Genomic DNA, 19,548 nt, shown 5'->3' on the forward strand with positions numbered 1-19,548 from the left:
GGAAAACCACGTCACTTTTTACGCAGCCGCACTGGCATAATCCGTCGCACTTTCGCCGGGAGAATGCCCATGTCGCGTTACCTTTTTCTAGTGTTCGGCTTGGCGATCTGCGTGGCCGATGCAAGCGAGCAACCCTCTTCAAACACCACCGCCGCAACCCCGCACGATCTTGCCTATAGCATGGGCGCAAGCCTTGGCGAACGGTTGCGCCAGGAAGTCCCCGACCTGCAGATACAGGCCCTGCTCGACGGACTCAAGCAAGCCTACCAAGGCAAGCCACTGGCGCTGGATAACGCGCGCATCGAACAGATCCTCGCACAGCACGAAGCGCAGAGCGCCGCCGACGCCCAACGACCTCAAAGCGAAAAAGCACTCGCTGCCGAGCAGCAATTTCTCTCAAGGGAAATAGCCGCAGCCGGCGTTCGTCAGTTGGCCGATGGTATCCTGCTCACCGAGCTGGCACCCGGCACTGGCAACAAGCCGTTGGCCAGCGATGAAGTGCAGGTTAAATACGTGGGCCGACTGCCTGATGGAACTGTCTTCGACAAAAGTACGCAACCGCAATGGTTTCGCCTCAACAGCGTGATCAGCGGTTGGAGCAGTGCATTACAACAGATGCCGGTGGGTGCGAAATGGCGTCTGGTGATTCCTTCAGCCCAGGCCTATGGCGCAGACGGCGCAGGTGAGTTGATCCCCCCCTATACGCCGCTGGTGTTCGAGATCGAACTACTCGGCACTCGCCACTGACCCATAAAAAAACGGTGCGACATGCGCACCGTTTTGTATCTCCCCGCCGAGGGTCAGGCCTGGACAGCAGCCTTTTGTTTGTGGGCCGTGTGCAACACTTCGATCAGGCAATCTTCCAACTCGAAACGCTCATGGAGCAGACCGCCGAGCTCCTTGAATTTTTCAGCAACACACTTGCCTTCATCACACAGATCATTGAAGGCCAGCAGCTTCTCGGTGATCACATCAATGCGCGGGTAAAGGGTTTCGGCCAATTCCAATCCGCGCTTGTCATTGAAGGCTTTCGCTTCGCCGGTCAGCTGCTCATAAACCTCAAAATGACCCGCAGACACGTAGTCCACCAAAGACCCGCAGAATTCTTGCAGAGGCTTTTGCTTCTCAGCCAATGCATCGGGATGGGCACCAAGAGTGTCATAGGCCTGAATCAGTTCGTGGCGCTCCAACAGCCATCTATCGATCAGCTTATGCACCCCACCCCAGCGTTCCTGAGCATTCTGACAACTTTCCAACATGATGATCTCTCTTCCCTATTGGGGCGCCGCAGCTCTGTACCTGCGCAACACTTCAAGGATGAAGCAGCAGACGGACAAGGCCGTGTCTGACAAGCGGTTTGGATAACGCGTGCGGGCCAGATTATGCCCGCATGACTATGGCTTCAAGGTACGCAGGAGAGAATGTTCATACAAGTGTTTAATCCGCTCCTACAACCTGAGTCTTGTTTTCAAGGCGTTGCGAGGCGCAAATGCCTGTCGAACAACAACCGTGACACCTGCATGAACCCCAGGATCAGCATCGCCACGAAGAACAACAGACTCCACTCAGGCAGGCTCAGGTCAAACAGCGTCCAGTTGATTTCGACACAATCGACCGTGCCATTGAACACCGAGCGCATTGCCTGCCAGACAGACAGGTTTTCAAGCATGTGCTGCACGCTGGGCCAGCAATCCCCGACCTGACTTGCCGGCCTGTTCTGCAACAGCACTTGCCTGCCTGCGGTGATGGCGCCCAGCAACGCACAGGCCATGCTCGCCAGCCCGTAGAGGCAATGGCCGGAACGCCCAGGTCTGTGAAGTGCGGCAATCAGGTTGATCAAGGCAAAAGACGCGAGGAACAGGCGCTGTACCTGGCATAGAAAACAAGGTCGTAGCAGCGCGCCGTATTGAAGGTAGAAAGACGCGCCCAACGTCAGCGCACCCGCCATGAACGCCAGGAAAAACAAAGAGCGTAAAGGGGCCAAAGACATTGTTTATCCGCACTGCAAGAGATAGGTCGCTACGGTAGAGGAAAGGCCCGACCCCTTTCAATACGCCCTAGAGCAGACATTTCCTCGAAAACATAAGGACATCCCGCCACGGGCCCGAGGAAATTCAGTTACAACAAGTAGGAATTAGTAACAAGGCCAGTTAAACCGAGTGTTTTCAAGCGTTGAAGGAGCGGGTGTCGGATCGGTCCGAGCCAACCCACTCACCCTTTCCTACTTCAAGCTCGCGCAGGCACCGGCAGCGGCGAAGACAGCAGGCGATTGTCGAGCAATCCCAAGCCTTCCTGAAACAGCTGGTTGCTGCGCTCGGTGTCGCCCAATTGGGCCAGCAGGCGAGCCAATTCGGCGCAGGCTTCGGGATTGCGCTGCACTTGCAGGCTGCTTTCCAGATAATCCCGCGCCTTGCCCCACAGACTGTTTTGCAGGCACAGACGGCCCAGCGTCAGCAACAGGCTGGCATCGCCTGGGTGGTCCTTGAGCCAGCCTTCGGCAAACTTCAATTGGCGCGCAGGATCACTGCCGCGCAACAGGCCGTACAACCGGATCAAGTGGCTGTCATAACCGCGCTTGAGAGCACCACGCAGCACTTCTTCGGCCTTGGCATCCGCGCCCAATCGACGCAGTTGGTCGGCATACGCCAACACCAGTTGTGGCTGTTGGCGCTGGGCAGTGGTCAGTTGCTCCCATGCGCGTTCCAAGGACTGCAACCCTGCTTCGCCTTGCTCTTCACGCTGGGCCGCCAGGCTCAGGTTCTCGCCCCAGGCGCGACGCTCCAGCTCGGCCAGTTCATTGGCGGGCAAGACTTTGTCCTTGCGCAGCTCAGGCAGCAGGCGAATCACAGACGACCAATCGCCACGCTGTTGATGCAGGCGTTGCAGTTGTCGCAGCACTTGCGCGTTATGCGGGTGACGCTCATGCATCGCCTGAAGAGTGACCAGCGCGCCTTCCGTATCACCTCGATCCATCTGCAATTGCGCGTGGCTCAAGGCAATGGCCAGTTCGGCCTGGGGCTGGCGCTCCAGAGCGCGCTCCAGCAAGCCGTCGGATTCCTCATAACGGCCCTGTTCATTAGCCGCACGGGCGGCACCGATGTAATACAGCAGCGGCTGACGCTCTGCTTCGGCGGCGCGGTGCAAGTGGCGCTCCGCACTGGCCCAACGTCCCTCGGCGAGGTCCATCTGGCCTTGCTCGATAGCGATCTGAACACGGCGGCTGCGATTGCGCCGTGACCAGGGGTTGACCACGCCACCGGATGTGGTGACCAGGCTCCACAACACGCGGACCAGATAAATCGCCAGGCCGATGGCAAACACCGCCACCAATGTCGCCCACAGGCTTGATTCGTAATGCAGCAGGTGAGGATAGGTAATCAACACGTAGCCGGTGTGCTTCGAAATGCCTACACCCAGGGCCAGGGCGAGCGCAATTGCGAGCACCAGGATCACATAGAAACGCTTCATCAGCTCTACTCCTGGGTCGCCGGTTTGCCAGCCGCGGCCTTGGCTTCGTCGGCCGACAGATGACGACGCTCAAGGTACGCCTGCACAGCGGCCAGGCTCGCGGCCAGGTCAGGCGTGACCACGGACACGGCCTTGGGCTCAAGCTCGGCAATGCGCGCCAGCATCGCCTTGCTCTGCGGGTTGTCCTGGTTGAAGTTGTCCTGCAACACGCTGCGCGCTTCCCCCAACGAGCGGCTGTAGACGGCCGCCTCGCCGTTAAGCGCAGCCCATTGGGCTTGCTCCAGTGCCAGGCTCAAGGCCAGGCGCACTTGGTTCAGGCCTTGGCCTGCCAGCAAGGGACGGATGTTGTCATCCGGGTTGAAGTCAATGCGGAAATAACGGGAGATCTGCTCCCACCACTGGCTCAACTGGTTCTGCGTATCGCTGGTGGGGCGCCCCTGGGAAGCAGGCTCCGTGAGCTGATACTCCGGGGCAATCGCCGCCAGTTGCACCACCTGGTCACGCAAGGCAGCCAATTGCAGGTACAGGCCGGTACGGTCCGGTTGCTCGGTGCTGCGCAGCGCGGCCAGGCTCTTGGCCAATTGCTCCCGTGCAGCGAAAGCCCCTGGGTCGCTCTGTTCGCGAAGAATCTCGTCGGCACCCTGGACCAGCGACTGGGCGCTGTTAATGTCTTGCAAGGCGGACAAACGCAAGCTGGCCAGACGGATCAGATGCTCGGCCTCGGCCAGGCGCCAGTCCTTGCGGCTGGCACCCAACACGGTTTCCAGACGCTGGTTGAGGCGCTGCTGATCTCCCTGCAACTGCGTGACCAGGCGGCGACGCTCTTCCAGCTCATCCGCACCCGGCAACTGCGCCAGGCGGGCGGCCAGCTGTTGCTGGCCTTGCTTGAGGCTCTGGGACTGGTCATCCAGGGTCTGCACCTGGCCCAGTTGGTGCTGGCTGCTGGCTTGCAGGGCACGGACCTGCCAGATCCCCCAGCCGCCGGCGGCTACGCCCGCAGCGCCCAACAGCAAGGCGACGACGGCCAGGCCATTGCCACGGCGTGGCGCGCTGACCGGTGTCTCGACCGGCGCATCAAGCGCGGGCTGAGCTTCATCTTTAGGCAAGGCTGTTTCGCTCACGTATCCGTCCTTTGCGTATCAGAGAGTGGGAACGGGATAGCTCCCTAACGCCACTAACAAAGCCGCGGCACTCGCGCCGCGACAATCCACAACTTTTTCTGCACCCGCAGCACGCGCCATTTCATATACACGCGGGCTGGGCACGAACAACGGCAGCTGTGCCACCTCTGGCCAATCGGGGCCGGCTGACGCGTGCAGGTGTAAAAAACCCTGCCCACTGCTGACCACCAGGCCGTTCAAGCGTTCCAACTGGATGCGTTGCATCAACGCGCCCTTTTCATACACCGGAAGAAAACGCCGATACAATTCCAGGTAATCGACACTAGCACCTTGCTCGCGTAAACGCTCTGCCAGCAACTCACGCCCGCCCTCGCCGCGCAGGATCAACACCCGGCCGCCCGGCAGTGCAATAGCCTCGCGCAAGGCGGGCAGTTCAAGCAAGGCCTCGCTATCGTCGCCAGTGGCGGGATAGTGAACCTTGAGGCCATGATCGGCCAGTATCTGTGCCGTCGCCGCGCCGACACTGAACCAGGGCATTGGCGGCACACTGTCCCCCAACCGCTGCAACGCCAGGCGTGCAGCCGGCTTGCTCACCACGATGACGGCACAATAGCGCGGCAGCGCGCCGAATACCGCGCGTTGCTCAGCAGTCACCGGCAAGGCTTCGGTCTCCAGCAAAGGCAGGCAGCTGCTGTGAATGCCGCTCTTGGCCAATAACGCCGCCACGGCCGTCGACTCCTCGGCAGGCCGCGTCAGCAGCACTCGCCATTTGGTCACTGCGGGCCGGCCTCGCCATAGACTTTTTGCAAAATGGCACCCGCGCCTTTTTCCAGCAGTTCCTCGGCAACCTGAATCCCCAGTGCCGTGGCATCACGCTGCGGCCCACGCACCTCGGCGGTCAGCAGGTTACCGCCGTCCGGATCACCGACCAGGCCACGCAGCCACAGGTTCTCACCTTCGAGTACGGCATAGCAGGCGATGGGCACTTGGCAGCCACCGTTGAGGTGTTTGTTCAAGGCACGCTCGGCGGTAACACGCACTTCGGTGTCCGCGTGATCGAGAGGCTTGAGCAGTGCGTGAATTTCGCTGTCGGCGGTGCGACATTCGATGCCGACTGCACCCTGCCCGCCAGCTGGCAGGCTGTCTTCGACGCTGATGGCCGAGGTGATGCGGTCTTCAAAGCCCAGGCGGATCAGGCCGGCAGCGGCGAGGATGATCGCGTCGTATTCCCCGGCGTCCAGCTTGGCCAGGCGCGTGTTGACGTTGCCACGCAAAAAGCGGATCTGCAGGTCGGGACGCCGCGTCAGCAACTGGGCCTGGCGACGCAGGCTGGAGGTGCCGACGATACTGCCTGGCGGCAATTCGTCCAGAGACGCGAAGGTGTTGGAAACGAAGGCGTCGCGCGGGTCTTCGCGCTCGCAGATACAAAAAAGGCCCAGGCCTTCAGGGAAGTCCATGGGCACGTCTTTCATCGAATGCACGGCGATGTCGGCTTCGTTATCCAGCAGCGCAGTTTCCAATTCCTTGACGAACAGGCCCTTGCCGCCGATTTTGGACAGTGGCGAGTCCAGCAGCTTATCGCCGCGACTGACCATGGGCACCAGGGAGACCTTGAGGCCGGGATGGGCCTGCTCAAGGCGTGCTTTGACGTATTCGGCCTGCCACAAGGCCAAGGCGCTTTTACGGGTGGCGATGCGGATTTCGCGAGAGGACATGGATCAATCCGTACTGAATAGATACGGCGGATAATAACAGCTCAGGCAAATACGCTTTGATTTGAATCAGCAAGTGCGGGGCCTCCCTGGCCACGTCGCACCGGGATAAGGAATGCAGACCGCGCCGCAGCCCTTGGGCTAAAGCTGCTGCATCATTTTGCGCACGCCAGCGACATGGCGTCGGCTGACGATCAACGCATCGCCATTGAGCCCCTTCAGGAATAACTGAAAGTGCCCCAGGGGCGTGCGCTGCAGGCGCTCGATACGTTCACGGGCGACCAGCGCGTTGCGATGAATGCGCACGAAACGCTCGCCAAACTCGTCTTCAAGCGCCTTGAGCGGCTCATCGAGCAACACTTCACCGGTCTCGTGGCGCAAGGTCACGTATTTGTGATCGGCAATAAAGTAGACCACCTGGCCGAGCGGGATCAGTTCGATGCCCTTGCGGGTACGCGCGCTGATATGGCTGCGTGGCCCGTTACCACTTTGCGCAGCCGGTTGCGTCAAGGCAGCCAGTTGGGCGCGGCTGGGACGCTCGGCTTTTTTCAAGGCTTTGAGCAAGGCTTCGGCAGTGGCCGGCTTGACGAGAAAACTGACACCGCTGTCTTCCAGCGCCTGTGCAGAAAACTCATCCTGCGCCGCACACAACACCACGGCAGGCGGCGATTCGCGTTCGCTCAAGCGGGCGGCGACCTGCAGGCCATCAAAGCCCGGCATCCGGATATCGAGCAGCACTACATCGGGCTTGTGGCTGTCGATCAGCGTCAACGCCTCCTCGCCACTGGTGGCACTCGGTTCAAGGACTGAATAACCCTCGAGTTCACTGACCAGACGGCTCAGTCGCTCGCGGGCTTGGGGTTCGTCATCAACGATCAGGACATTCATATTGCGCTGGATTCCTGCGTGAGTCTCGCACAAGGATAGCGTAGACAGGTGCGGTGACTGACGTCACAGCGATCCACGCTAAGACTAGCGCGAGCGGCAAAAAGTGCCCTGAGAATGGCACCCAAATTTACCCGGACCTGTTCAATAGCGCCCAAGACCCGCTGCATTCGGGCATCGTCGTAGGGTTCACTGATAAACAATCCGAATACCCCCCTGTTTAATGGATAGTCTGGTTATGACCGCATCACCCGACTTTGGTGCATTCACACACTATCAGTCCAACTGTAGACGCTCAGTGAGGCGACATTGCTCAATCGTCAAATATCGTTTCAATAAGTACCTGTCACCAGTCTCGTCCTGGATGCGGTCGGCGGCAAGGCACTTAGCCATCTCTTACACAAAAAAATTGCCGACCACCCGCAGCACCGCCTCCACGGGCAACCCTGTTATGATCGCCTGCACACCTTCATGCCTCTTTTAAGCAGATCACGAGCGAATCCATGAGCACCGACAAGACCAACCAGTCCTGGGGCGGCCGCTTCAGTGAACCCGTCGACGCCTTCGTCGCGCGCTTCACCGCCTCCGTCACCTTCGATCAACGCCTGTACCGCCACGACATCATGGGCTCCATCGCCCACGCTACGATGCTGGCCAAGGTCGGCGTGCTGACCGACGCCGAGCGTGACAGCATTATCGACGGCCTGACCACCATCCGCGGTGAGATCGAGGCAGGGACGTTCGACTGGCGCGTAGACCTCGAAGACGTGCACATGAACATCGAGGCACGCCTCACTGATCGCATCGGCGTGACCGGCAAAAAACTGCACACCGGCCGTAGCCGTAACGACCAGGTCGCCACCGATATCCGCCTATGGCTGCGCGATGAGATCGACCTGATCCTGGGCGAAATCACCCGCCTGCAAAAAGGCTTGCTGGAGCAGGCCGAGCGTGAATCGGACACCATCATGCCCGGCTTCACCCACCTGCAGACCGCACAACCCGTGACCTTCGGCCACCACCTGCTGGCCTGGTTCGAAATGCTCAGCCGCGACTACGAACGCCTGGTCGATTGCCGCAAGCGCGCCAACCGCATGCCGCTGGGCAGCGCTGCACTGGCCGGCACCACCTACCCGATCGACCGTGAGTACACCGCACAACTGCTGGGCTTTGACGCCGTGGGCGGCAATTCTTTGGACGGCGTGTCGGACCGTGACTTCGCCATTGAATTCTGCGCCGCAGCCAGCATCGCGATGATGCACCTGTCGCGCTTCTCCGAAGAGCTGGTGCTATGGACCAGCGCGCAATTCCAGTTCATCGACCTGCCAGACCGCTTCTGCACCGGCAGCTCGATCATGCCGCAAAAGAAAAACCCCGACGTGCCAGAGCTGGTGCGTGGCAAGAGCGGCCGTGTGTTTGGCGCGCTGATGGGCCTGCTGACCCTGATGAAAGGCCAACCACTGGCCTACAACAAGGACAACCAGGAAGACAAGGAACCGCTCTTCGACGCCGCCGACACCCTGCGCGACTCGCTGCGCGCCTTTGCCGACATGATCCCGGCGATCAAGCCAAAGCACGCGATCATGCGTGAAGCGGCACTGCGCGGGTTCTCCACCGCGACCGACCTGGCGGATTACCTGGTGCGCCGTGGCCTGCCGTTCCGTGACTGCCACGAAATCGTTGGCCACGCCGTGAAGTACGGTGTGGACACCGGCAAGGACCTTGCGGAAATGAGCCTGGAAGAACTGCGCCAGTTCAGCGACCAGATCGAGCAGGATGTGTTTGCCGTGCTGACCCTGGAAGGCTCGGTGAATGCCCGTAACCATGTGGGCGGCACTGCGCCGGCACAGGTCAAGGCGGCGGTCGTGCGCGGCAAGGCATTGCTCGCCAGCCGCTAAAACTGTGGCGAGGGAGCTTGCTCCCTCGCCACAAAAGCGACTCTATTTCTTGGCCGCAATCATCGCCATGAACGCCGGCATCGCCGCCTGCCTGTCCGCCTCTACCTTCTGCGCATTGGGCATCTCATTCAGGCGCGCCAACAATGCCTTCGCCTTCGGCAACTGCTCCAGCAGGTCCAGCCCAAACAGCTTTTCGCCCACACCGCAGGCCAGGCTGAGGCTGTACATGAAATACAGGTCCGCGAGGGTGAAGCTCTCACCTGCCACATAAGGCGCAAACTTACCGTGCCGGCCTAACGTACCCATCCCAAGCAGCAGCTCGGCCCTGGATTTTTCCTTGATCGCCTCCGGCACCGTCATGCCGAAAAAAGCCTCGGCGTAACACGCCCGCGCAGGCAGTTCGATGTACAGCTCGATCTCACGGCACAACGCCAACACCTGAGCCCGCGCAAACGGGTCGGCGGGCAACAGCGCCGGGCCTTCCTGGCTCTGCTCGAGGTATTCGAGGATGACGCTGGTTTCGTTGATGAACCCCTGCTTCACACCCAGCACCGGCACTTTGCCGCGGGGGCTGACCGCCAAAGCTTCGGGGGTTTGCCCGGCGTAAAAAGGCACTTCTTCGAAGGGCAGTCCTTTCTCCAGCAACGCCAGCTTGACCATGTTGTAGTAGTTGCTGACCGAAAATCCGTAAAGCTTGAGCATCGCAAAGCCTCCAGGCCGGGTGTGGGGTTGGCTGCAAGAGTTATAGATCCTTGAGGGCACCCTGACCAGCAGCATCACCCACCTGAATGGGGGTAGACTGACGCCCTTTCCTTGAGGAGCCTGCCATGAGCGAGCCGACCGATATCGACAACGACGAAGAAGAATTCACCGAGACCACGCTGATCGAAGCCATCGAGAACCAGATCGAGAGCGATAACCCGCCAGCGGCCAAGGCTACGTTCAACAAACTGACCCTGGTGGGTTACGAGCGCGAAGATATCCTGAATCTGATGGCTCACGTGCTGGCGTTCGAGATCGATGCCATGCTCGAAGATGACCGCGCCTTCAATACCGAGTGGTATGAAACGGCACTGCGGGCACTGCCCGAGCTGCCGCCGGAAAAGGAATAACCCCGGCACGCAGCAACACGCTGGACAGTTCGGCAAAGTGCGTTCACCTTATGGCCTGCTAGCCTCTAATAAATTTTAGAAAGTCTGGAGTCCTTATGTCGTATACCCCTGAGTTGGTTGCCGAACTGGAAATCCTTGTACTCTTCCCCTTGGACAGCACCAAGGAAGGCTTGAAAGTCCATCAGACTGCCGCCCCCACTGCCATCGCCGCTGCCAAGCGCCTCCATGCCAAAGGGCTGATCGACCAACCGGACGGGGGCTACCTGACGAGTCTTGGCCGGGACGCTGCCGAGCAAGCCCAAACCCTGCTGACCATCCTCACCACTGCCAGCACCAAAGAAGCCGCCTGATACCTGATACTGCCCATGGAGTCCGCCGCCTGCGGATTCCGCGGGCACTGCTGCGCGGCATACAGAATTCTGACGCCAAAAAGCCATTTCCCTCTAAAACTCCTACGCTACTGTCTGTAAACTCCTGCATGGCCGCCCGCGTCGGGCCCTGCGAGCCAACGAGTTCGACATGACCCGCACCCATGAAATCCGCCCCGATCTGGACGAAGGCATCGACCGCAAGGTGCTGACCCAACTGCGCGCGCGTTTCATGACCCTCAATCAAGGCCGCATGGCCCGGGCCGTCGAGGGGCTGACGCCACGTCAGCAAAGCGTGCTGGCCTTGTTGCCGCTGTTTTTCCACGTCAATCACCCGCTCTTGCCGGGCTATGTCTCTAGCAGCACGCCGGCCGGGCTGTCGAATTTCGAACCGCACGCCCAGACCCTGGCCGATGCCCAGCGCCTGACCCGTTCGTTCTCCTATAAACCGCGCCACGGCAACCCGCCTACGCCGATCCACGGCTTGTTCCTGATGGGCAGCCTTGGCACCCTGGCCCAGGCCGATCAAAGCGATATGGACGTGTGGGTGTGCCACGCTCCCGACTTGAGCGAAACCGAGCTGGCCGAGCTGCGCAAAAAGTGCCAACTGCTGGAAACCTGGGCCTTGGGCATGGGCGCCGAAGCGCATTTCTTCCTGATCGACCCGACGCGCTTTGTGTTGGGTGATCGCGATACGCAACTGAGTTCCGACGACTGCGGCACCACCCAGCACTACCTGTTGTTGGATGAGTTCTATCGCACCGCGATCTGGCTGGCCGGGCGCACGCCCATCTGGTGGCTGGTGCCGGTCTACGAAGAAAGCCGCTACGCCGAATTTACTCACACCCTGGTGTCCAAGCGTTTTATCCGCACCGATGAAACCCTCGACCTCGGCCATCTGGCTCATATTCCTCCAGGGGAGTTTATCGGGGCCGGGCTGTGGCAACTGTTCAAGGGCATCGAGTCGCCCTACAAGTCGGTGCTCAAGCTGCTGCTGACCGAGGTCTACGCAAGCGAACACCCGAACGTGCGCTGCCTGAGCCTGCGCTTCAAACAGGCGGTGTTCAGCCATCAGGTAGACCTGGATGAGTTGGACCCGTACATCATGGTCTACCGCCGTATCGAGGAGTACCTCAAGGCCCGCAACGAGCTGGAGCGCCTGGAATTGGTGCGGCGCAGCCTGTACCTGAAGGTCAACCGCAAGCTCAGCGCCGGCCAGCGCACCGCCGGTTGGCAACGGCAACTGCTGGAACGCCTGGCGCATGAGTGGAGCTGGGACACGCGCCAACTGGCCCTGCTGGACAGCCGCAGCCAATGGAAAGTGCGCCAGGTCGCCTCCGAGCGCCGCGCTCTGGTCAATGAGTTGAACTACAGCTACCGCTTCCTCACGCAGTTCACCCGCAGCGAACAGACCGCCAGCGCGGTCAATAAGCGCGAACTCAATGTACTGGGCCGCCGCTTGTACGCGGCGTTCGAGCGCAAGGCCGGCAAGGTCGAGTTCATCAACCCCGGCATCGCCCCTGACCTGGCCGAAGATACCTTGACTCTGGTGCAGTCGCCCAACCGCAAGGAGCCGGGCCAACACCATTGGGGTCTGTATAACGGCAACCTTACCGCTCTCGAATGGGAACACTTTGCACCGATCAAACGCAGCCGCGACCTGCTGGAAATGCTCACCTGGTGCCATCGCAACGGCGTGATCGACAGCAGCACCCGCCTGGCGCTGCACCCCGGCACCAGTGACATGACCGAGTTCGAGCTGTTCAACCTGCTGGGCAGCCTGCAACAGACCATCACCCTGCCCCTGGCCAGTGTCGACGAGGTCCGCTTGCTGCGCCCGGCAGTGCCAGAAGAGGTGCTGCTGCTGATCAACGTCGGGGTTGACCCGCTCAAGCATCATCGCGACCTGAATATTCTGATGACCACGGAGCGCACCGACTCCCTGAGCTATGCCGGCGTGCGCGACAACCTGGTGCTGACCCTGGACCAAGTCACACTCAACAGCTGGAACGAAGTGATGGTCAGCCGCTATGACGGCCCGCACGCCCTGCTCGACTGCCTGCGCGACTATCTCAACCAATTGCCATCGAACCATCTGCCACGCCTGCGAGTGCGTTGTTTTTGTCACAACCGGGCACAGTTCATTGCCCAGCGGGTGGAAGAGGTATTCGACACCGCGCAGCATCTGCTGCTCGGCCAAGGCAATCATCGCTACCTGCTCCAGGTGCAGCAGCATTATCACGTCATGGAACTGGTACCGGGCCAAGCCACCCATGTATCACTGCCGACTCAGGACGCGCTGATCGCTTACCTTAGCGAGGAGCTGGCCAGCTACAGCCCGTGGCACCTGGACGCCATGGCCTTGGAAGACCACGACCTGGCGCTGCTGCTGCCCATGGGCCAAGCCGAGTGTGTGCAGGTGTTCTACCGGGTCAATGAAGGCTTCGCCGACGTCTATGTGCTCGACGAATTCAACGCGCTCTGGCAACAGCGCTTGCCGTTTCATGATGAGCAAAGCCTCTTGGCCCCACTGCAACGCTTTTTGCAATCGATCCTGTACCGTCGGGAAGCGCTATTGTCCCTGGACACCCAGCAACCTGCGGGCGAAGTACAGATCCTGTACTACCAACTGTTGCCATCGGGCAACGGCCGGGCGCGGGGCGTGGAGCCACGACCGGCCCCGCAAGACCCGGCCAACAAGGCGTTTTATGACGTGCAGGCCATCATCGGTAAAGGCGCGCCAGGCCAGGTAGGGATCACCCTGTACTGTAATCAGCGGGAGTTTTCCGAACTGGAATTTGGCGACCAGCTGTTTGCAGTGGTCGCCCGGGAGATCGTCGGGCAACGTCGGGAAACCGAGCGTTACCGCGGCTATATCACTGACCTGGATCTGTCGGGGCTGCTCGGTGATGTGCAAAGCCCAAGCAATCTGTACCTGCGCTATAAAGCCGAACTGGAACAGTCACTCAATGCGGCCTTGGATCAGGTTTAGAGCGGGAAGGCGCCACCATCTTTGGGCTGGCCTTCGACGCTGAGCAATTCCAGCTTGAGGGTCTTGCCGCCAGGCGCCGGCCAGTCGATGTGCTGGCCCACTTGCAGGCCAAGCAATGCGCTGCCCACGGGCGCCATGATCGAAATCTTGCCTTCGTCGGCGTTCGCGTGCTTGGGGTAGACCAGCGTCAGGTGATAGTCCTTGCCGCTGCTTTGTTCACGACAATGCACGCTGGAATTCATGGTCACGACACCCGCAGGCACTTCATCGTGACCAACCACGTCTTCGGCGCGGTCGAGTTCGGCTTGCAACGCTTCGACGCCGGGAAACTCGTCGCCCAAGCGGTCGATCAGTTGCTCCAGACGCTGCACGTCAAGACGGGTAAGAATGATGGACGGTGCGGTGGTCATGATTCAGGCAGACTCCTTTTTTCTGCACAAAAAAGCAAAACCCCGCCAGGAAAAGGCGGGGTTCTCACGGACCTCAATGAATGGAGGTGTATCCGGACACTACCACAGCGACACAAATAAACAAGACGCCGTCAGGCGCTCGCCTTGCGCTGCTCGGCCTCGGCGCAGATCACCCGGCGCCGCGCATCGTCGGCAGAGCGCCATTCCCGGATGTCTTCCACATGGCGAAAGCAGCCAAGGCAGACTTTCCGCTCGTCCAGGCGACACAAACTGATACAAGGTGACGGCACCGCCGGGCTGACATTGCTGAACAGCGGTTTGGGCGGGCGTACGGCTACAGGCTCACTCACCATCAGATCTCGTCGAAATCCAGCTCGACGCCGGTGTATTCCTGAACCAGGCGCATGAGCATCTCACCCAGCAACTCTTCACTCTTGTCGCACTGCCATGTGCCGCTTTCTTCATCGTAGTCGAAGTGAACGCCACCGGAGCGCGCCGCCAGCCACAACTGACGCAGCGGCTCCTGGCGACTGAAGATCAATTGCTGGCCGCTCTCGAACTTGACCGTCAGCACACCGGCCGAGCTTTCCAGGTCCACGTCCAGGCCGCTGTCGTCGAAAATATCTTCCAGCTTCTCTTGGGTGGCATCCACCAGGTCGTGAAAACGGGCTTCGGTCAAACTCATTGTGGCAACCTCAAAAGTGTCTGGTTTTGCTCAAGCGCCGCACGATACGGGCGAGCTTCGCCGATTGCAAAGGATACTGATTTCATCACGGATGACGGTACGAAATATCCCCAGACATCGTAGCCTGCTTCCCTACTGTCTCGGCAAACCCCCGCCGGACGGGTGGTGCGGCGCATAGGCAAGCTGGCGGGTGGTCGGTATACTCGGGCGCAATTAATGCATATTCAAGGATTTCGCCATGAAGCGCCTGATCTCTTCCCTTGCTGCGCTCGTCGCGGTCGCTTGCCTCGTTAGTGCCTGTGGCCAGAAAGGCCCGCTGTACCTGCCGGATGACAGCAAAGATCCAAACGAACAGGCGCAATCGTCGCAAAAGCCGTCAAAAGCCCATAAGCACGACACCTACTAAGTTAAGGGAAACTTATGGACGCTTTTAACTACCGGGACGGCGAGCTGTTCGCGGAAGGCGTGGCCTTGTCCGCGATTGCCCAGCGCTTCGGCACCCCGACCTATGTGTACTCGCGTGCGCATATCGAAGCCCAATACCGCTCGTTCACCGACGCCCTCGACGGCGTGCCGCACCTGGTGTGCTACGCAGTCAAGGCCAACTCCAACCTGGGTGTACTCAATGTCCTGGCGCGTCTTGGCGCTGGTTTTGACATCGTGTCCCGTGGCGAGCTGGAACGCGTACTGGCCGCCGGCGGCCAGGCAGACAAAATTGTCTTCTCTGGCGTCGGCAAGAGCCGCGAAGACATGCGCCGCGCCCTGGAAGTCGGCGTGCATTGCTTCAACGTCGAATCCACCGACGAGCTGGAGCGCCTGCAAATGGTCGCCGCCGAGATGGGTGTGCGTGCGCCGATCTCCCTGCGCGTCAATCCGGATGTCGACGCCGGCACCCACCCGTACATCTCCACCGGTCTCAAAGAAAACAAGTTCGGCATTGCCATCGCCGACGCCGAGGACGTGTACATCCGCGCCGCCCAACTGCCGAACCTGGAAGTGCTGGGTGTCGACTGCCATATCGGCTCGCAACTGACTACCCTGCCACCGTTCCTGGATGCCCTCGACCGCCTGCTGGCCTTGATCGACCGTCTGGGCGAGTGCGGCATCTACCTGCACCACATCGACCTCGGTGGTGGCGTGGGCGTGCGTTATCGCGATGAAGAGCCGCCGCTGATTGCCGACTATATCCAGGCCGTGCGCGAACGCATCGAAGGCCGCGACCTGACGCTGATGTTCGAGCCGGGCCGCTACATCGTCGCCAACGCTGGCGTGTTGCTGACCCAGGTCGAGTACCTCAAGCACACCGAGCACAAGGATTTTGCCATCGTCGATGCGGCGATGAACGACCTGATCCGCCCGGCCCTGTACCAGGCCTGGATGGATGTCACCGCCGTGACGCCGCGCGCAAGCGACGCCCGCGCCTATGACATCGTCGGGCCCATCTGCGAGACCGGCGACTTCCTGGCCAAGGATCGTGAGTTGGCGCTTGAAGAAGGTGATCTGCTGGCCGTGCATTCGGCCGGAGCCTACGGGTTTGTCATGAGTTCCAACTACAACACCCGCGGGCGCACCGCCGAGGTGCTGGTGGACGGTGATCAAGCATTTGAAGTGCGTCGCCGCGAGACGGTAGCCGAGTTGTATGCTGGCGAAAGCCTGCTGCCGGAGTAAGCCATGCTGCTGCGTTTTACCAAGATGCACGGGCTGGGTAATGATTTCATGGTCCTCGACCTGGTCAGCCAGCACGCGCACATCCTGCCCAAGCACGCCAAACAGTGGGGCGATCGCCACACCGGGATCGGTTTCGACCAGTTGCTGCTGGTCGAGGCGCCGAGCAACCCGGAGGTGGATTTCCGTTACCGGATCTTCAACTCCGACGGTTCCGAAGTGGAACAGTGTGGCAACGGCGCGCGCTGCTTTGCGCGCTTTGTGCTCGACAAACGCCTGACTGCCAAACGCCAGATTCGCGTCGAAACCAAGGGTGGCGTGATCGAACTGGACATCCGCAATGATGGCCAGATCAGCGTCAACATGGGCGCCCCACGCCTGGTGCCGGCGGATATTCCGTTCCAGGCCACCGAGCAGGCCCTCAGTTACCCACTGGATGTGGAGGGCAAAACCGTGGAGGTCGCCGCCGTGTCCATGGGCAACCCCCATGCGGTGCTGCGGGTCACCGACATCAATAACGCCCCCGTGCATGAACTGGGGCCGAAGATCGAACATCACCCGCGCTTTCCGGCACGGGTCAATGTGGGCTTCCTGCAGGTGATCGACCGTAACCGTGCGCAATTGCGCGTATGGGAACGCGGCGCCGGCGAAACCCAGGCTTGCGGCACCGGTGCTTGCGCCGCTGCCGTGGCCGCGATCAGCCAGGGGTGGATGGATTCGCCACTGTTGATCGACCTGCCCGGCGGACGTTTGTCCATCGAATGGGCAGGCCCTGGCCACCCGGTGATGATGACCGGGCCAGCCACGCGTGTATACGAAGGACAGGTCCGTCTATGAGTGAGCCAAGCTAATGACCGATAAGCCTCAAGTACCCGCACACGCTACCCCGAGTGAAAGCCTGGAGGCCGCTGCTGTCGCGGCGTACCTTGAGGCTAACCCGGACTTCTTCGTCGAGCACGAAGAACTGCTGCCGGCCCTGCGCATCCCCCACCAGCGCGGCGATACCGTGTCGCTGGTGGAGCGGCAAATGAAGATCCTGCGCGAGCGCAACATTGAAATGCGCCACCGACTCTCTCATCTGATGGACGTGGCCCGCGACAACGACCGCTTGTTCGACAAGACCCGCCGCCTGATTCTGGCCCTGATGGATGCCGCCAGCCTGGAAGAAACGGTGATCGCCGTGGAAGACAGCCTGCGCGAGGATTTCCAGGTGCCCTTCGTCAGCCTGATCCTGTTCAGCGACAACCCGATGCCGGTGGGGCGCTGGGTCACAGGTGGCGAAGCGCAGACGGCCATCGGTGGCCTGCTGTCCGAAGGCAAGACCGTCAGCGGCACCTTGCGCGAGCATGAGCTGGACTTCCTGTTTGGCGCCGAACAGCGCAAGCAGATCGGCTCTACGGCCGTTATCGCCCTCAGCCATCAAGGCTTGCACGGGGTACTGGCCATCGCCAGCCGCGACCCGGCGCACTACAAAAGCTCGGTGGGCACGTTGTTCCTGACCTATATCGCCGAAGTGCTGGGCCGCGTCCTGCCACGCCACACCACCACCCTGCGCGCGGTGCGCTGATCATGGAGCGGCAACTGGACGCTTACTGCGCTCACCTGCGCAATGAGCGCCAGGTGTCGTCCCACACGCTGGAAGCTTATCGGCGGGACTTGAACAAGGTCCTGGCCTATTGCGAAAAACAGCACGTCAGCAGTTGGAAGGCCCTGGATATCCAGGCCCTGCGCAGCCTGGTCGCCCGGTTGCACCAACAGGGCCAATCCTCCCGCAGCCTGTCTCGCCTGCTATCGGCGGTGCGCGGCCTCTATCACTACCTCAATCGCGAAGGCCTGTGCGACCACGACCCGGCCAATGGCCTGTCACCGCCCAAAGGCGAACGGCGCCTGCCCAAGACCCTGGACACAGACCGCGCCCTGCAATTGCTCGACGGTGCCGTCGAGGATGACTTCCTGGCCCATCGCGACCAGGCAATCCTGGAGCTGTTCTACTCCTCGGGCCTGCGCCTGTCGGAGCTGACGGGCCTGAACCTCGATCAGCTGGACCTCGCCGATGGCCTGGTGCAAGTGCTCGGCAAAGGCAGCAAGACGCGCGTACTGCCCGTGGGCAGGAAAGCCCGCGAAGCCTTGCAGCTATGGCTGCCGCTACGCCTTCTGACCAACCCTGCAGACGATGCCGTGTTTGTCAGCCAGCAAGGCCGGCGCCTGGGGCCGCGCGCGATTCAACTGCGGGTCAAGGCTGCCGGCGAGCGCGAGCTGGGGCAGAATCTGCACCCGCACATGTTGCGTCATTCCTTTGCCAGCCACCTGCTCGAATCCTCCCAGGACCTGCGCGCCGTGCAGGAGCTGCTCGGGCACTCGGATATCAAGACCACGCAAATCTACACCCACCTCGACTTCCAGCACCTGGCAACGGTGTACGACAGCGCCCATCCACGGGCCAAACGCATCAAGGGCGGCGACTCATGAGTATCAAGCTGATTACCTTCGACCTGGACGATACCCTCTGGGACAACGTACCCGTCATCATCAGCGCCGAAGCGTCGATGCGCGAATGGCTGGCGACCCACGCGTCCAAGGTCGGCGACCTGCCCCTTGAGCATTTTGCCAGCCTGCGCCAGCAGGTGCTGCAGCGTCATCCCGAACTCAAACACCGTATCAGCCTGCTGCGTCATCGCGTGTTGATGCATGCGTTCGAGGAGGCCGGTTATCCCCAGCCTGAGGCCACAGAGATGGCGGATGTCTGCTTCGAAGCGTTCATCCACGCACGCCACCAACTCACCGTGTTTCCGGAAGCCGAGCCGATGCTCAAGGCGCTGCGCCAGCACTTCCTGCTCGGCGTGATCACCAATGGCAATGCCGATGTGCAGCGTGTGGGCCTGGCGGACTACTTTCACTTTGCCCTGCGCGCTGAAGATATCGGCATCGCCAAGCCGGATGCACGGCTGTTTCATGAAGCACTGCAACGTGGCGGTGTGGACGCCAGCGCGGCAGTGCATGTGGGCGATCATCCTGGGGATGACATCGCCGGCGCGCAGCAGGCGGGACTGCGGGCAGTGTGGTTCAACCCCACGGGCAAGGCCTGGGAGGGTGACAAGCGCCCGGATGCGCAGATTCGCAGCCTGACGGAGTTACCGCCACTGCTGAGTCGCTGGAGCTAACACTGCCCCCAATGTGGGAGCTGGCTTGCCTGCGATAGCGGTGGATCAGTCAACACAGGGCTCGCAGATAG

The 19,548-nt window shown here is 60.9% G+C and carries 22 protein-coding genes; 11 read left to right on the forward strand and 11 right to left on the reverse strand.

The features are described from left to right. Window positions 1-69: 69 nt before the first annotated feature. On the forward strand, window positions 70-747 hold the full coding sequence (locus tag JFT58_RS01810; protein WP_054896009.1) for an FKBP-type peptidyl-prolyl cis-trans isomerase: 678 nt from the start codon (window positions 70-72) through the stop codon (window positions 745-747). Window positions 748-800: 53 nt separating this feature from the next. Here JFT58_RS01810 and JFT58_RS01815 read toward each other — a convergent pair whose 3' ends face one another. From JFT58_RS01815 to JFT58_RS01840, 7 genes are all read right to left on the reverse strand, one after another. Continuing rightward, window positions 801-1,259: an Rsd/AlgQ family anti-sigma factor gene (locus JFT58_RS01815; RefSeq protein ID WP_034129039.1), complete on the reverse strand. Its 459-nt coding sequence runs from the start codon at window positions 1,257-1,259 to the stop codon at window positions 801-803. A 209-nt stretch (window positions 1,260-1,468) separates the two neighbouring features. Beyond that, the gene (locus tag JFT58_RS01820) at window positions 1,469-1,990 is read right to left on the reverse strand and encodes a disulfide bond formation protein B (protein ID WP_034129040.1); all 522 of its coding nucleotides are present in this window, start codon (window positions 1,988-1,990) and stop codon (window positions 1,469-1,471) included. A gap of 236 nt (window positions 1,991-2,226) precedes the next feature. Further along, the gene (locus JFT58_RS01825; RefSeq protein ID WP_034129041.1) at window positions 2,227-3,468 is read right to left on the reverse strand and encodes a heme biosynthesis protein HemY; all 1,242 of its coding nucleotides are present in this window, start codon (window positions 3,466-3,468) and stop codon (window positions 2,227-2,229) included. A 5-nt stretch (window positions 3,469-3,473) separates the two neighbouring features. Further along, window positions 3,474-4,589, reverse strand: a complete 1,116-nt coding sequence (locus tag JFT58_RS30145; RefSeq protein WP_034129042.1) for a uroporphyrinogen-III C-methyltransferase — start codon at window positions 4,587-4,589, stop codon at window positions 3,474-3,476. Between the two features lie 18 nt (window positions 4,590-4,607). Beyond that, the gene (locus JFT58_RS30150) at window positions 4,608-5,366 is read right to left on the reverse strand and encodes a uroporphyrinogen-III synthase (protein ID WP_054896010.1); all 759 of its coding nucleotides are present in this window, start codon (window positions 5,364-5,366) and stop codon (window positions 4,608-4,610) included. Beyond that, entirely contained in the window at window positions 5,363-6,304 is a 942-nt protein-coding gene (hemC, locus tag JFT58_RS01835) for a hydroxymethylbilane synthase (RefSeq protein ID WP_034129044.1), read from the reverse strand. Before hemC ends, JFT58_RS30150 begins: the two co-directional genes overlap by 4 nt. Window positions 6,305-6,442: 138 nt before the next feature. After that, entirely contained in the window at window positions 6,443-7,189 is a 747-nt protein-coding gene (locus JFT58_RS01840) for a LytR/AlgR family response regulator transcription factor (protein WP_034129045.1), read from the reverse strand. Between the two features lie 500 nt (window positions 7,190-7,689). Here JFT58_RS01840 and argH point away from each other — a divergent pair, with 500 nt between their 5' ends. Then, the gene (gene argH, locus JFT58_RS01845) at window positions 7,690-9,084 is read left to right on the forward strand and encodes an argininosuccinate lyase (RefSeq protein WP_054896011.1); all 1,395 of its coding nucleotides are present in this window, start codon (window positions 7,690-7,692) and stop codon (window positions 9,082-9,084) included. A 42-nt stretch (window positions 9,085-9,126) separates the two neighbouring features. On the opposite strand, the gene JFT58_RS01850 is transcribed toward argH, so the two are convergent. Next, on the reverse strand, window positions 9,127-9,786 hold the full coding sequence (locus JFT58_RS01850) for a glutathione S-transferase family protein (RefSeq protein WP_034129047.1): 660 nt from the start codon (window positions 9,784-9,786) through the stop codon (window positions 9,127-9,129). Window positions 9,787-9,911: 125 nt separating this feature from the next. On the opposite strand from JFT58_RS01850, the gene JFT58_RS01855 reads away from it, so the two are divergent. The 3 genes from JFT58_RS01855 (at window position 9,912) to JFT58_RS01865 (ending at window position 13,556) form a co-directional block, all read left to right on the forward strand. Then, window positions 9,912-10,196: a hypothetical protein gene (locus JFT58_RS01855; RefSeq protein WP_014720450.1), complete on the forward strand. Its 285-nt coding sequence runs from the start codon at window positions 9,912-9,914 to the stop codon at window positions 10,194-10,196. Window positions 10,197-10,291: 95 nt separating this feature from the next. Further along, window positions 10,292-10,546, forward strand: a complete 255-nt coding sequence (locus JFT58_RS01860; RefSeq protein ID WP_003195403.1) for a TIGR02647 family protein — start codon at window positions 10,292-10,294, stop codon at window positions 10,544-10,546. 169 nt (window positions 10,547-10,715) lie between these two features. Continuing rightward, complete coding sequence (locus JFT58_RS01865; protein ID WP_054896012.1) at window positions 10,716-13,556, forward strand: class I adenylate cyclase; 2,841 nt, start codon at window positions 10,716-10,718, stop codon at window positions 13,554-13,556. Here the strand turns inward: JFT58_RS01865 and rnk are convergent. From rnk to cyaY, 3 genes are all read right to left on the reverse strand, one after another. Beyond that, window positions 13,553-13,966 carry a nucleoside diphosphate kinase regulator gene (gene rnk / locus JFT58_RS01870; RefSeq protein ID WP_034129049.1) on the reverse strand — a complete coding sequence of 138 codons (414 nt, stop codon included), beginning with the start codon at window positions 13,964-13,966 and terminating at the stop codon, window positions 13,553-13,555. The genes JFT58_RS01865 and rnk overlap by 4 nt on opposite strands. Window positions 13,967-14,097: 131 nt before the next feature. Beyond that, window positions 14,098-14,319, reverse strand: a complete 222-nt coding sequence (locus JFT58_RS01875; protein ID WP_215908744.1) for a DUF1289 domain-containing protein — start codon at window positions 14,317-14,319, stop codon at window positions 14,098-14,100. Next, window positions 14,319-14,651, reverse strand: coding sequence for an iron donor protein CyaY (gene cyaY, locus JFT58_RS01880; RefSeq protein WP_054896013.1), 333 nt, complete (start codon window positions 14,649-14,651; stop codon window positions 14,319-14,321). The genes JFT58_RS01875 and cyaY overlap by 1 nt, the downstream gene beginning before the upstream one ends. Before the next feature lie 238 nt (window positions 14,652-14,889). Between cyaY and lptM the strand changes: the two genes are divergently transcribed. The 6 genes from lptM to JFT58_RS01910 are packed head-to-tail and all read left to right on the forward strand — an operon-like array spanning window position 14,890 to window position 19,477. Beyond that, entirely contained in the window at window positions 14,890-15,057 is a 168-nt protein-coding gene (gene lptM / locus JFT58_RS01885; protein ID WP_003195417.1) for an LPS translocon maturation chaperone LptM, read from the forward strand. A 14-nt stretch (window positions 15,058-15,071) separates the two neighbouring features. Then, a complete protein-coding gene (gene lysA / locus JFT58_RS01890; RefSeq protein ID WP_054896014.1) occupies window positions 15,072-16,319 on the forward strand; it encodes a diaminopimelate decarboxylase in 1,248 nt (415 codons plus the stop codon). A 3-nt stretch (window positions 16,320-16,322) separates the two neighbouring features. Next, on the forward strand, window positions 16,323-17,153 hold the full coding sequence (dapF, locus tag JFT58_RS01895; protein ID WP_034129052.1) for a diaminopimelate epimerase: 831 nt from the start codon (window positions 16,323-16,325) through the stop codon (window positions 17,151-17,153). Between the two features lie 13 nt (window positions 17,154-17,166). After that, window positions 17,167-17,883: a DUF484 family protein gene (locus JFT58_RS01900; protein ID WP_054896015.1), complete on the forward strand. Its 717-nt coding sequence runs from the start codon at window positions 17,167-17,169 to the stop codon at window positions 17,881-17,883. Between the two features lie 2 nt (window positions 17,884-17,885). Next, window positions 17,886-18,785 carry a tyrosine recombinase XerC gene (gene xerC / locus JFT58_RS01905; protein ID WP_034129054.1) on the forward strand — a complete coding sequence of 300 codons (900 nt, stop codon included), beginning with the start codon at window positions 17,886-17,888 and terminating at the stop codon, window positions 18,783-18,785. Beyond that, window positions 18,782-19,477 (forward strand): HAD family hydrolase, encoded by a 696-nt coding sequence (locus JFT58_RS01910; protein WP_014720460.1) that lies wholly within the window; start codon window positions 18,782-18,784, stop codon window positions 19,475-19,477. The genes xerC and JFT58_RS01910 overlap by 4 nt, the downstream gene beginning before the upstream one ends. Window positions 19,478-19,548: the final 71 nt, after the last annotated feature.

The organism is Pseudomonas sp. MF6767 (genome assembly GCF_016405475.1).
Taxonomy (GTDB): Bacteria; Pseudomonadota; Gammaproteobacteria; order Pseudomonadales; family Pseudomonadaceae; genus Aquipseudomonas; species Aquipseudomonas paracarnis.

Excerpts from the sequence above, each read along its gene's own strand:
- JFT58_RS01855 (WP_014720450.1), top strand. The coding sequence starts at position 9,912 with ATGAGCGAGCCGACCGATATCGACAACGACGAAGAAGAATTCACCGAG.
- JFT58_RS01860 (WP_003195403.1), top strand. The coding sequence starts at position 10,292 with ATGTCGTATACCCCTGAGTTGGTTGCCGAACTGGAAATCCTTGTACTC.
- hemC (WP_034129044.1), bottom strand. The coding sequence starts at position 6,304 with ATGTCCTCTCGCGAAATCCGCATCGCCACCCGTAAAAGCGCCTTGGCC.
- lysA (WP_054896014.1), top strand. The coding sequence starts at position 15,072 with ATGGACGCTTTTAACTACCGGGACGGCGAGCTGTTCGCGGAAGGCGTG.
- lptM (WP_003195417.1), top strand. The coding sequence starts at position 14,890 with ATGAAGCGCCTGATCTCTTCCCTTGCTGCGCTCGTCGCGGTCGCTTGC.
- dapF (WP_034129052.1), top strand. The coding sequence starts at position 16,323 with ATGCTGCTGCGTTTTACCAAGATGCACGGGCTGGGTAATGATTTCATG.
- rnk (WP_034129049.1), bottom strand. The coding sequence starts at position 13,966 with ATGACCACCGCACCGTCCATCATTCTTACCCGTCTTGACGTGCAGCGT.
- JFT58_RS01820 (WP_034129040.1), bottom strand. The coding sequence starts at position 1,990 with ATGTCTTTGGCCCCTTTACGCTCTTTGTTTTTCCTGGCGTTCATGGCG.
- JFT58_RS01840 (WP_034129045.1), bottom strand. The coding sequence starts at position 7,189 with ATGAATGTCCTGATCGTTGATGACGAACCCCAAGCCCGCGAGCGACTG.
- JFT58_RS01810 (WP_054896009.1), top strand. The coding sequence starts at position 70 with ATGTCGCGTTACCTTTTTCTAGTGTTCGGCTTGGCGATCTGCGTGGCC.
- JFT58_RS01900 (WP_054896015.1), top strand. The coding sequence starts at position 17,167 with ATGACCGATAAGCCTCAAGTACCCGCACACGCTACCCCGAGTGAAAGC.
- JFT58_RS01910 (WP_014720460.1), top strand. The coding sequence starts at position 18,782 with ATGAGTATCAAGCTGATTACCTTCGACCTGGACGATACCCTCTGGGAC.
- argH (WP_054896011.1), top strand. The coding sequence starts at position 7,690 with ATGAGCACCGACAAGACCAACCAGTCCTGGGGCGGCCGCTTCAGTGAA.
- JFT58_RS01850 (WP_034129047.1), bottom strand. The coding sequence starts at position 9,786 with ATGCTCAAGCTTTACGGATTTTCGGTCAGCAACTACTACAACATGGTC.
- JFT58_RS01875 (WP_215908744.1), bottom strand. The coding sequence starts at position 14,319 with ATGGTGAGTGAGCCTGTAGCCGTACGCCCGCCCAAACCGCTGTTCAGC.
- JFT58_RS01815 (WP_034129039.1), bottom strand. The coding sequence starts at position 1,259 with ATGTTGGAAAGTTGTCAGAATGCTCAGGAACGCTGGGGTGGGGTGCAT.
- JFT58_RS01865 (WP_054896012.1), top strand. The coding sequence starts at position 10,716 with ATGACCCGCACCCATGAAATCCGCCCCGATCTGGACGAAGGCATCGAC.
- JFT58_RS01825 (WP_034129041.1), bottom strand. The coding sequence starts at position 3,468 with ATGAAGCGTTTCTATGTGATCCTGGTGCTCGCAATTGCGCTCGCCCTG.
- cyaY (WP_054896013.1), bottom strand. The coding sequence starts at position 14,651 with ATGAGTTTGACCGAAGCCCGTTTTCACGACCTGGTGGATGCCACCCAA.
- xerC (WP_034129054.1), top strand. The coding sequence starts at position 17,886 with ATGGAGCGGCAACTGGACGCTTACTGCGCTCACCTGCGCAATGAGCGC.